At 47.9% G+C, this 10,874-nt stretch carries 9 protein-coding genes and 2 pseudogenes; 3 read left to right on the forward strand and 8 right to left on the reverse strand.

Translation table 11 applies throughout. The features are described 5' to 3' along the window. The 3 genes and pseudogenes from AC1WIP_RS05750 to AC1WIP_RS05760 form a co-directional block, all read left to right on the forward strand. A pseudogene (locus AC1WIP_RS05750) lies at positions 1 to 311 on the forward strand (ABC transporter ATP-binding protein); the annotation flags it as partial. A gap of 18 nt (positions 312 to 329) precedes the next feature. Beyond that, positions 330 to 722 carry a metal-dependent transcriptional regulator gene (locus tag AC1WIP_RS05755; RefSeq protein ID WP_481140927.1) on the forward strand — a complete coding sequence of 131 codons (393 nt, stop codon included), beginning with the start codon at positions 330 to 332 and terminating at the stop codon, positions 720 to 722. 5 nt (positions 723 to 727) lie between these two features. Further along, the gene (locus tag AC1WIP_RS05760) at positions 728 to 1,141 is read left to right on the forward strand and encodes a winged helix-turn-helix domain-containing protein (protein ID WP_481140929.1); all 414 of its coding nucleotides are present in this window, start codon (positions 728 to 730) and stop codon (positions 1,139 to 1,141) included. Positions 1,142 to 1,298: 157 nt separating this feature from the next. On the opposite strand, the gene AC1WIP_RS05765 is transcribed toward AC1WIP_RS05760, so the two are convergent. The 8 genes and pseudogenes from AC1WIP_RS05765 to AC1WIP_RS05800 form a co-directional block, all read right to left on the reverse strand. Beyond that, positions 1,299 to 1,559, reverse strand: a complete 261-nt coding sequence (locus AC1WIP_RS05765; RefSeq protein ID WP_481140930.1) for a helix-turn-helix domain-containing protein — start codon at positions 1,557 to 1,559, stop codon at positions 1,299 to 1,301. A gap of 249 nt (positions 1,560 to 1,808) precedes the next feature. Beyond that, positions 1,809 to 3,414, reverse strand: a pseudogene (locus AC1WIP_RS05770) (type IV secretory system conjugative DNA transfer family protein); the annotation flags it as partial. A gap of 89 nt (positions 3,415 to 3,503) precedes the next feature. Then, positions 3,504 to 4,934: a DUF3991 and toprim domain-containing protein gene (locus tag AC1WIP_RS05775; RefSeq protein ID WP_481140931.1), complete on the reverse strand. Its 1,431-nt coding sequence runs from the start codon at positions 4,932 to 4,934 to the stop codon at positions 3,504 to 3,506. 13 nt (positions 4,935 to 4,947) lie between these two features. Further along, positions 4,948 to 7,896 carry a MobP3 family relaxase gene (gene mobP3 / locus AC1WIP_RS05780; RefSeq protein ID WP_481140932.1) on the reverse strand — a complete coding sequence of 983 codons (2,949 nt, stop codon included), beginning with the start codon at positions 7,894 to 7,896 and terminating at the stop codon, positions 4,948 to 4,950. A 122-nt stretch (positions 7,897 to 8,018) separates the two neighbouring features. Next, complete coding sequence (locus AC1WIP_RS05785) at positions 8,019 to 8,471, reverse strand: hypothetical protein (protein WP_481140933.1); 453 nt, start codon at positions 8,469 to 8,471, stop codon at positions 8,019 to 8,021. Between the two features lie 30 nt (positions 8,472 to 8,501). Further along, positions 8,502 to 9,134: a hypothetical protein gene (locus AC1WIP_RS05790; protein ID WP_481140934.1), complete on the reverse strand. Its 633-nt coding sequence runs from the start codon at positions 9,132 to 9,134 to the stop codon at positions 8,502 to 8,504. A 23-nt stretch (positions 9,135 to 9,157) separates the two neighbouring features. After that, entirely contained in the window at positions 9,158 to 9,982 is an 825-nt protein-coding gene (locus AC1WIP_RS05795; RefSeq protein WP_481140935.1) for a hypothetical protein, read from the reverse strand. 108 nt (positions 9,983 to 10,090) lie between these two features. Then, entirely contained in the window at positions 10,091 to 10,531 is a 441-nt protein-coding gene (locus AC1WIP_RS05800) for a hypothetical protein (RefSeq protein ID WP_481140936.1), read from the reverse strand. Positions 10,532 to 10,874: the final 343 nt, after the last annotated feature.

Consider the following 10,874-nt stretch of genomic DNA (forward strand, 5'->3'; position numbering starts at 1 on the left):
AACAGCGTATTTCGATTGCGCGCTGTATTCTGAAGGATGCGCCTATCGTTATTTTAGACGAAGCTACCGCAAGTGTTGATACCGACAATGAAAGCTATATTCAGGAGGCTATTTTGGAGCTGGTAAAGGGTAAAACCTTGCTTGTGATTGCTCACCGTCTGAATACCATCCAGGATGCCGATCAAATCCTGGTAATTGACAACGGTCAAATCGCACAGCATGGAACCCATGAGAAACTTCTGGAGCAGCCGGGTATCTATCAGGATTTCGTCAATATCCGAAAGAATGCTGCTGGATGGAGCCTGACTTAATAATGAGGGAGGGACACTATGAAACTTCATGCGTCCGGAGAGGACTATCTGGAGGCTATACTTGTTCTCCATAAGAAAATGGGTATGGTACGATCTGTAGATGTTGCCCGGTACCTGGGAGTGTCAAAACCAAGCGTATGTGTGGCAGTAAACACTTTGAAAGACGGTGGTTTCCTCACAATGGATGAGGATCACTTCCTCCATCTGACTGATGTAGGCTGCAAAGTTGCTGAAGAAATCTACGAGCGGCATTGCTTTTTCACCGAGCAGCTTATCGCTGCGGGGGTTGATTCTAAAACTGCAGAGGCGGATGCTTGCCGGATCGAACACGTTATCAGCAGTGAGAGCTTTGCCCGACTGAAAGAAGCTATTCATTCAACGGATCAGGAGGTGATAGCATCGGACGAGTAATTATTTTGGATCTTCAGGAGCATAATACCAAGGCTTTAGAAGAAATCCTTACCATTCTTCGTTGCCATCCTGAAATTACAAAATATGAACTGGAGAAGGAACCGATGCTATATTTTCCTAACCTTGAGATCTATCCAAGCCGCCGAAAAATCTTTCTGAACCGACTAGAAATAAAACTCACCGTGAAAGAATATGAGATTCTGCTCCTGCTGGTGGCTAATCAAGGTCATGTCCTTACATACAGTCAAATCTATGAGACGGTATGGGGCGATCTTGCAACTGGCAGCGAGAGAAACTGCATCGGCTTTCACATCTGCAACCTACGGGAGAAGCTATATCAGGCAGCTCCAAACGCCCCCTTTACCATCCGATCCGTCCGGGAAGTCGGATACTGCTTTGAGATACAAGCAGAAAGATAAGAGACAGCAGTCTGATCCGCTCAGGCTGCTGTTCTTCTTTTTCTGCTGTAAATCCCTCTTACAGTGGGAATTTCACTTTCTCCTGTCACCATGACAGGTACCACCTTTCACCAAAAGGGCGCAGTTGCCCCTTGGCGGAAGGTGGTATTTTACTCGGTCACGGTTTCCGGATCTGAAAAAGCAGGCTGCTCTTGCCGCCCCTGGCACGGTACCTTTGCTCAGTGACGAGAAGCTCCGCTTTTTTCAAGTCCTGAATCGCCCGTCTCACAGTAGACTCTGACAGTTTCAGTTCACGGGCAATGGTCGGGATGGAGGGCCAGCATTCTCCATCCCGGTTGGCCCGATTATAAAGATACAAATACACTGCCACTGCTCGGTGTGGCAACTCCATGCGGTAGAGAAAATCAAGCCTGCCCATCTTCCTTTACCTCCGTAGATTTTGTCGGATGGAGCATCCGGCTCTCCCGTATGCTTTCATCCCCTTTACGCTCCGATCTGGCGGCTCTTGGCGCAGTCCGCAGCCCTGTGCCGCCGCCTTTTCTTTTCTCCCTGGAGGATGACTCATTTCGCTCTGTCATAGCCTGTGTCTGCCCTCCTGCCGGTGGGATGGCCTCTGCTGGTAGTGCATCTTCCATTAGCCACTCTGGATGGTATTTCTTCACGATCCCGTCCAGTATCTCCTGCTTCTCGGCATAGGCCACCTTCCGGTTGCCCTTTTCCTCCACAGCATATTCTTCTTCAAACTGGATGCCCCATTTGAAGAACAGTTTTAGCCTGACTTTCATGGGATAGAAGCCGGTTTTCATCACAATAAACTGGCCCTTTGGCATGCTCTTGAGTTCATCCGGTGTCATGAGCGCCCGTTCCATCATCTGCAGGGATTGGGACGGATCATTCTTCCCTCGGCTGACCGATCCGGACATGACCGTCCGGCTCCCCAGGGCCTTGGACAGCACTTCCGCCGAGGAGCTGTTAGGCGCAAAGCCGCCGAAGATGGTGAGCTGGGTATTGTCCACAATAATCTCGGCCCCTTCCTTGCCATAGTTCTTTTCAAGCTGGGCAAAAGATTGGATCACCGGCACGATCTGCAGGCGGCGGGATCGGGAGGCCGAGAACATCATCTCGGCGCTCTCAATCTTAGGAAGGGTGCCATACTCATCGCAGAAGAACACACAGCGGTTTTTCAGTTTCCCGCCCATCTCATCTGCCACGGCAAGGATCTCCCGGTAGAGTTGCTGGATGATCAGGGAGATCATGAAGAAGGTATTGGGATTTTCCTCCGGCATGATCAGGAAGATGGCGCACTTCTCCCGACAGAACTTCTCCGCATCAATCTCTGTGTCAAAGCACAGGAGCTGCTCCAGCTCGGAATCCAGAAAGGCATTCAGCCTGGACAGGGCTGTACTCATAACACTGGCCATGGATTGTTCGGCAGTATTGAGAGCAGCCCCGGCAAACCATTTGGCTTTGTGGTCATCCGGCAGAAGTTCCATGAGCTGCTGGAACTGATTTTTTCCCTTTTTCTGCGAGGGAGCCAACAGCTCCTGGATGATCTTGAACACGGAGACGATGTGACGCTTCTCCGGTTCGCAGAACTCAGCGACCAATAGGATGGTCGCAGTCAGCAGACCTTCCGCCGCATCATAGAAATAGGCGTTCTGGCCAAAGCTGGCCGCATCCATCCCGGAGAGGATGATGGTCTTGCTGATGATCTTGGCATACTTCTCACAGCGGGCCTTGTAGACCAGCTCTTTCGGATGCTCTTTGTACAGATCCATATACTTGTTTACCAGATGGAGCAGATTGTTGCCATTGCTCCGGGTTGGATTTCTCAGGTCGATCACCGATACCTGATAGCCATAATGCTCTTTGGCGATGGTTCCATAGTTCCGCATGACATCGCCCTTGGTATCTGTTGAGAGAAAGCTCATACCAGAAGCGCAGGCGTATTCGATGCAGGGATAAAGCCAATAGGCGGTTTTACCGACACCGGCGGCGCCGATCATCAGGGCATGGACGTCGCCGGTATCGATAAGGGCTGTGGTTCCGCCCTTGGAGCTGGTGCATCCCACCACGATTCCCTGATCCTTTGGCAGATGTTTGCCCTGCCGCCACTGCTCCGGCTCAAAGGGGATGTGTTTATAGGTTTTCCGGATCTCCGATTTCGTGGCCCACCTCGCAGTTCCATGCTGGCCATTGCCAACGGTCTTGCTCTTGATATTGAGCGTGTACATATGGGCAAGCAAAGAGACGCCGCCCAGGACGCCAAGCATTACAACAGCCACAAGAATGAAAGCTGCAATATTATCCATAGGACAACACGCTTTCCAGTTTTCTGTATCACTCCTTTTCAATCAGATTTTCATTGCTGCATTGCCATTGATGAAGATTCGTTTTGGCATGATGATTCCCTCCTTTGCATTTCCAGTTGCTCACGCTCTACATAAGCATACAGCCGCAGGCAGTCCACGGACAGGGAGAGCGTATTCTTGATCTGTTCCATCTGTGTGGATTCCGGCAGAATCTCATTTTTCTGAAAAACCTGCCGGATTTCTCCCAGGCGATCCCCGATCTCAGAGATACGCGCCTTGTATCCGATCTTATCATGATGAGGCGCATAGAGGCGGAACAGGATCTTTCCGTATTGTTCTGCTGTGTAGGACTTCTCCAGTGAAGCGAATTGTTTCTGGCCCAATAAAAAAGCAATCCCCGCCATTTCATAGGATTGCATAAACAGTTCTTCCCAATCATTCTGTTTCAATTCCCGGATTCTGCAATGTCGTTTCTGCAGCTCGTCCAGCGGATATTTTAAGCACTTACAGCCGGTAAATGTGACGGATAAATCTTTGCAGAGTCCTTGCATCTGCTGAAGGCCGGGATGCTCTGTACCAGGGATGGGTTCCAGCCCATGTTCACTTTTAAGACCCTCGTTCCAGTCCTTAAAACGAGGCTGCTCCGCAATGACCGTATAGGCCCCAAGCCGGAGGATTTCTTCTTTCAGACGGTAGTTCCCTTCGATACCCGCACTGTCATGATCGAGGCAGGTGATTACGGTATTAATCTGCGGATTGCTTTTCAGGATATGCATTGCCCCGTAAGTGGCCGTGGAACAGAGGGCCACATAGCTGTGTTCCTGCCAGTTCTCCTTATGCAGAGAAATATAGGACAGCATATCAATGGGGGCCTCGAACACATACAGCCGGTTGCTTTTCCCGATGTGGTGAAAGCTGTACTCCGGATTGCTGCTGTCTACGTTGCCCTTGAAACCGCTGTCCGAGTAGGTTCCCCGTTTATGGGCATGGCGGGCAATCCCATTTTCATCGACTCCTACAAAGACCGCATTGTGATATTCCGCATCTTCATAGAGCAGGTCCGCCCGGACAAAGGCGTTCACAATTTCCCGATCCAGAAACCGTGCTTTCAGAAGATACGCATAAACCCTTCGCATGTCCTCATTCTTCTTTGGAAGGGCAAAAGGCTTTTTCTCCTTCGCCGGTACATCCTTCTGCGGGAGGATGACAACGCCTTGCTGTTCCAGGAGAAACTTCACCGCCTCCGGAAAATCCAGGCCATAAAACTCTCTGGCAAATGCAATCGCATCGCCGCCTTCCGGGTTGTACTGATTAAACCAGAGATTTCTCCGGATTGTGATTTTTTCTCCACCATGATTCCATTTGTATTCCGATCCGGATCGCTCCACTTTCTCACCCTGTCCGAGAAGCAAAGACCGCAGATCCGTGCGGCGGGCCTGCTCTTTTTGTTCCTCTGTAAAATGGATATAAGTTGTCGCCATGGAGCCTCCTTTCTCAGCCCTGTTTCAGGCCATGGGCCTGTTTTTTTTCATCGATCTTGCGCTTTAACTTTCTGTCAATCCCTCCCTTACCGCCTTTGCGCTCATCCTCGATCCGGTTCTGGATGATCCGTGCCAGATGCTGCAAAAGCCGCAGGCTGCCCAGGGCCGCCGACCAATTCCGGTTGCTGTGAACGCTTTGGAGAAGCTGGGCAGCATAGACATTCCCCTGATCGGCAGAGGCGGTCAGATAGGAAATGGCTTTTTCCATGTCCTGCTCCACCTCCCGGCCATAAAGGAACAGCTTGCCGAGTTGATATTGAGCAAAGGCGTTTCCCTGATCTGCCGCCCTGGTAAACCAATAGTGCGCCGCATTCGCATCCTTGGGGATACCTTCATCAGCCAGATAGAGTTTTCCAAGAAGATATTGTGCGTACTCGTGATCCCGCTCGGCGGCGCTCGTCAGGTAACGTACCGCTCTGGGAATGTCCTTCGGGAGCAGTTCTCCATTGGAGAAGACCTTGCCCAGCAGATACTGTGCTGCGGAGAATCCTCGATCCGCAGAGAAAGCAAGCAGCTCCATGGCTTTTGGAAGATCCTGCAGAAGAACCGTTCCTTCCATCAGCGCTTTTCCCAAGGCATACGCCGCATAAGGGTTGCTGCGTGCCGCTGCTCGTTCCAGAAGGGAAACCGCACGGGGAATGTCCTGGGGAAGATCCACACCTTGAAGCAATGTTTTCCCCAAGAGGTATTCCGCATAGGGATTCTCTTTCTCCACGGCTTCTTCCAGCCAGCGCAGAGCGTACTCCGGATTCTTAGGGATCTCTTTTCCTTCCAGGAACAACTTGCCGAGAGTGTACATGGCATAATCATGGCCTTTCCCCGCTGCAGCCATGAGATAGTCGATTGCTTTTTTCACATCCCGGCCAGAGAAATCTCTGCTCAAATACAGTTTTCCCAGGCCATACATGGCATCGGCATTGCCAAGCTCCGCCGCCTTTTCAAAGTACATTCTGGCCTGCTCCGGATCTTTCTTTGTTCCTGTGCCGGTAAGGTTCATCTGGCCCAAACGGTAGTACAGCTTGTCATCCGCCATATCTTGCTCGATCTTCAGGAATCCCTGATACGCTTGCTTGTACCATTGCTCCGATGCCGCCTGATCCGGCGCAGTGCCAATCCCATTCCGGCACATCCGGCCCAGCTCATACTGATCGTAGGCATTCGGCTTATCCTCGTCTGCGGCCGCCATGGTAAACAGATCAAACGCTTTTTCTTCATCCTGATCCACGCCTTGGCCTCGGTGATAAAGACTTCCCAGAGCATAGGCGGCAAAGGGATTCCTCTCCGCAACCGATTTCTCATACCACCCGGCGGCTTTCCGATAGTCCTGATCCACACCATAGCCGAAGGCGTACATCTTGCCGATCCGGTATCGGAGATACCCTGGCTTTTCTTCCTTTGGCTCTCTGGCGCAGAAAGCAGAGAAGGCTTTCCGGAACCATTCCTGTGCCTGTTCTTCCTCCTTCTCACAGCCAAGGCCGATCAAAACCATTTTCCCAAGATCATGCATGGCAAAACCATTGCCACGCAGAGCTTCTTTCTTCAGAGCGGCCAGAGCCTGTTCAAAATCCGGTTTGGATGTCTTCGTGCCATAGAGGAAGGCACGGGTCGCTTTATATTCATCCGTCCACCAGGTATCTTTCTTCCAGCCCCTTCCGCCAGAATAAGAGCGAAAGGCGGGAGGCGGATCTGGCTCGATGAGATCGTCTGCCTGAGAATCTGATTCCGGAGCTTCTGGCATCTCCAGATCAGGAGCATCAGCCCGGGCCGGTTCCTCTACATCCTGGTGGTCAGCATGGAGGCCCAGGGCTTCCTGTATCACTGCATTCTTGATGGGCTTAAATTCTTTATTCTGTGAGAGCGGCACCCGCTGTGGGAGTGTTTCTGTATAGACCTGGAGCGCTTCTTCTTTCTGTTCGTACCACAGATTGTAAAGAGCAGCGATCTTTTCATCAGCAGCCAGCTCATCCACGATGGCATCCACCAACGCTTTCACATCCGCTTTCAGATAGCCATAGACCTTTTTCCCTTTGGTCTTGGAGAGGCGGTCAGCTAAACGCAGAAGCAATTCCTCCACCTTGGGATTGTCATAGGTTCCGGCATTGATGCGGGAAACGATCTCTGCGATCAGCTCCTTGCTGTGCAGACGCAGCTCATCCCTTTGAACCGTCGGCTTTTCATAAATGCAGAGCAGATCCTGCTCAAAGATATCTTTGGCCAAGGAAGACCGCATCTTCGCCACACCTTGTTTGGTAAGGAAACCTTCCTTCTCTACAGTAGAGTACGCCAGCAGATGGATGTGGGGATGATGGCTCTCATTGTGAAAGGCAGCATACCATTTCAGATGATCCATGGGGATCTTCAGGCTGTCAGCCAGGGCCTGTGTCTGCGTCCGGAGCATATCCCTCCATCGGATGCCGGTATTGAAACCAAGGCGCTCCGCATCCTCCCGGCGCAGAGAAATAATAAGCGTCCACACATTTCCCTGATGAGCATTCAGCTCCTGGGATACCTCTTTCAGCTTTACCTGAACGCCATCATCCGTGAACAGCCCATGACTACCAAAGCGTTCCGCACCAGGCCGGGTGCCAATATAGTCGGCATAGGTTTTCTGGTTCAGGATCTCATGGGCATTATCCTCAATGGCACGGGTGATAAATTCAGAGGCGGCCCCCACAGTCTTTTCTCTCTGGTAGTCCTCATACTCCAGCATCGTGGCACTATCCGGGAAATCCTTCAGGATCTTTTCAATGAGCTTTTGTTGTTTCACTGTTGCGGGAGCCAGCTTGAAAGACTCATCGATCTTCTCCACACCTTCACGGGTGGCAATGTAGGTGGCATACCCGCCAATGGGCTTTTCCTGATCCGGCTTTAGGTATTTGAACTTGGTGACCTGACGGGCCATGGGAAACCTCCTTCCATTTTAGAGTAAAGAAAAAGCAGGAGACCTCAAAGAGATTTCCTGCTTGGTGGTTCGCTAATAGCCGATATTATGTTTTCTTTCTTGCATTTTGCAGTCAGAATCTATCAATCAATATATTTTATTATCGTTTTATAATCTTCTGACAAACGTACGTTATTTTCAATATTATAATTCTCTTGAGTTTCTATATCCTCTAACCCCCTATAGAACTCACTTTCCATCCCGACATATATACCATCGGTATAATTAATCAGTGACGGAAATTGATCAGCGGTAATATCAATCATTATATCATTTACCATCAGCCATACATGATTCGTTATACTCTCTGGATTATCGTCTCGATATACACCTATTTTCTGCTTGGAAGGAATATGAAATTTCTTTTGCAAATAGTAAGCTAAAAGATCGCATGCATCATCGCAACAGCCACTCGGAAAGTTGGACATTCTATCCCTTCTATCGAACTCACAATTTTTCTTTGCTCTTATTATTGCTGCACGAAAAGATGTTGCCACAGCATATAATTCATTTCTATCCAATGTTTTCTTTAGCATAGTATCCCGCTCCTATATAGTTTCAAACATTTAATCGTCCTCGTCTTTCAACTTTTTCAGTTTTTCAAGCTGCTTTACAAATAGCTCTGTGCTTTGAACTATCTTTCGAGAATTTGCCCATAAAAATATATCCTGATTACAGTTTCCATTACTATTTATTGCATACCTTAACTTTGTTCCAGTATCGTCTAAGCAATCTATTGCCCGAACAAAGCTCCCCATTCCTTTTAAAAGACTTCTCTCCTTTCCAGAAGTTTTTTTAGGAAGATAAGAGAGCAGAGACGACCATAATTTTTCTAATCCATGTACTTCTTTAGGCTGCCCGTTTACACAAGTAATTGCATATTTGATCGATAGTTCCATACAATGTCTACACAAATAAATAGTAGGCAATGTGAGCGAATAGTTATAAAAAATTTTTTGAATTCCCATTCTAGGAGTTTCTAGCCTTGTTAATTCTTTTGCTAATATTTTTGCGCTCTCCAAGTAAGAACGAATAAACTCCTTCTGCGTTTCATCTGTTCGTACTTCTTGCACAAATGTACTGCTGAAAGTAACGGGATTAAAATCAGGAAGGCTCTTATCTTTGAATCCATCAAGCATTTGCGGTTTATATAATTCTTCTGTTTGGATCGGGGTAAAAATAATATCTTCAAATATCATAGTAAATCATATCCCTCACAATTTCATTCTATTTCATTATAAAATTCCTCATAATCCGGATATTTTTCCTGCATCTGTATGTAGCCCTTTATTTCTTCAATACTTATAATATTTTCAGGAGGAACTTTACCTTTTGTCATACCTGTAAACTCAAATTCATACGGATAACCATAAATATTTTTAACTATATAATATTTCACTATCTCGGCAATTAAATCGTTGCGGCATCCTTCATATATGTCACGCAGTCTACATTTAAATTTTATTACCGATGGTGTACCTTTAATCCAGAGACGTTTATATGGTTCTTTTCTATAGAGTTCTCTATCCATCGATTCTAATGCCCATCGTAATATTTCACCGCCTAAATTGATTGCAAAATGATTCAGTTGGTCATCTTTGTATACTTGATTCTTATCAATAAAAAAATGTACCGCTTCTGTTCTCGATGATTTGTCTCGATTCCAATAATAATAAACATGTGACATTATATTTTCAATTTGCTCAGTTTCTACTCCTATACTAAAAAGCAAGTCTCGTAATCGATTTTCACCAACAGAGTTTCTTCCACCCCCTGTCACAATTCCGTATTTCCAAAATTGGTTTACATCCAAAATCCGTGTACAATGGCATACTGCAACCTCAGTATCCATATGTTCTTCTACAAAATCAGTTACAATCTTTATTTCTCCAATATGCAAATCTTGTAACTGGTGCTCAATCTGCCACCATTCACTTACGCCATCTAAATTGATTGCACTAAGTATCCTATGTTCAAATTCTGCTCCCCACTCATTTAGTATTGTAGGAAAAGTACTCGGATCATCAAAATCAATAAACCCATTCATTTTTCATTCCCCTTATATTATCTAAATATCTTCTAAACTATTTTTACCGGAAATTCTCCTTGTCTTTTAATTATACACTAAGAAAGAACAAATTAAAATCTTCGTTTGTTATAGCTCATTTTCTTCCCATCCCTTCTGCCAACTTACCGCATCATCAAAAGAGAAGGAGCCATTCAGCCTTTTGACTTCCTTGACACATTCTCCCCGCAGGCGATCCAGTGACACCGGATCGATGTTGTTGTTTGCCGCAACTACGTTCATCATGACTGCCATCTCCACGGCCAGCTTGAAGATCATCCGGTTCTGCCGGTGATCGCTTTCCGCCACAATGCTTTTCAGTGTGGATGTGACGATATTGGGGAGATAGATTTTGTTGTCCTCTGCGGAAAGATATCCCGCATAAAAAATGACAGCTTTTTCAATGAACTCACTCCGGCTGTCGCAGTTGTCTTTTTGATAGAGAGTGTCCGCCAGCTCCAAGGTGGACGGTCTAATCCAGAGCTGGAAGCGGCGTTTGATTTCTTTCTTTTCTACCTCTGTATTCTGCATGTCTGAAATCCTCCTTCCTATATCGCAGGAACCTGTCAAAGCACCGCGACATTCCTTGAAACCTCTGGTTTTCAGGGAATGCAAGCACCTGACCAGGAACCTTTTGTCCAAATCTGGCACCGTAATGCCATTTCGTTCAGAAGCGGCGGAAAGCCTCGAAGCGGCCGGCATTGCCGGACGCAGTGAGCTGGGACGGGGCCGCCATGCGGCACCGCCCCTTTCTCCTGCTTGATTTTCGACCCTGTATCCGCACGGGGAACCGTTGCTTCTCTATGAGTAGGGGCCTGCCTTCACACGGGCCGCAAACGCCTCGCAAACCGGAGGGGAGGGATACTTCCTCGAC

Source organism: Acetatifactor sp. (assembly GCF_982438285.1).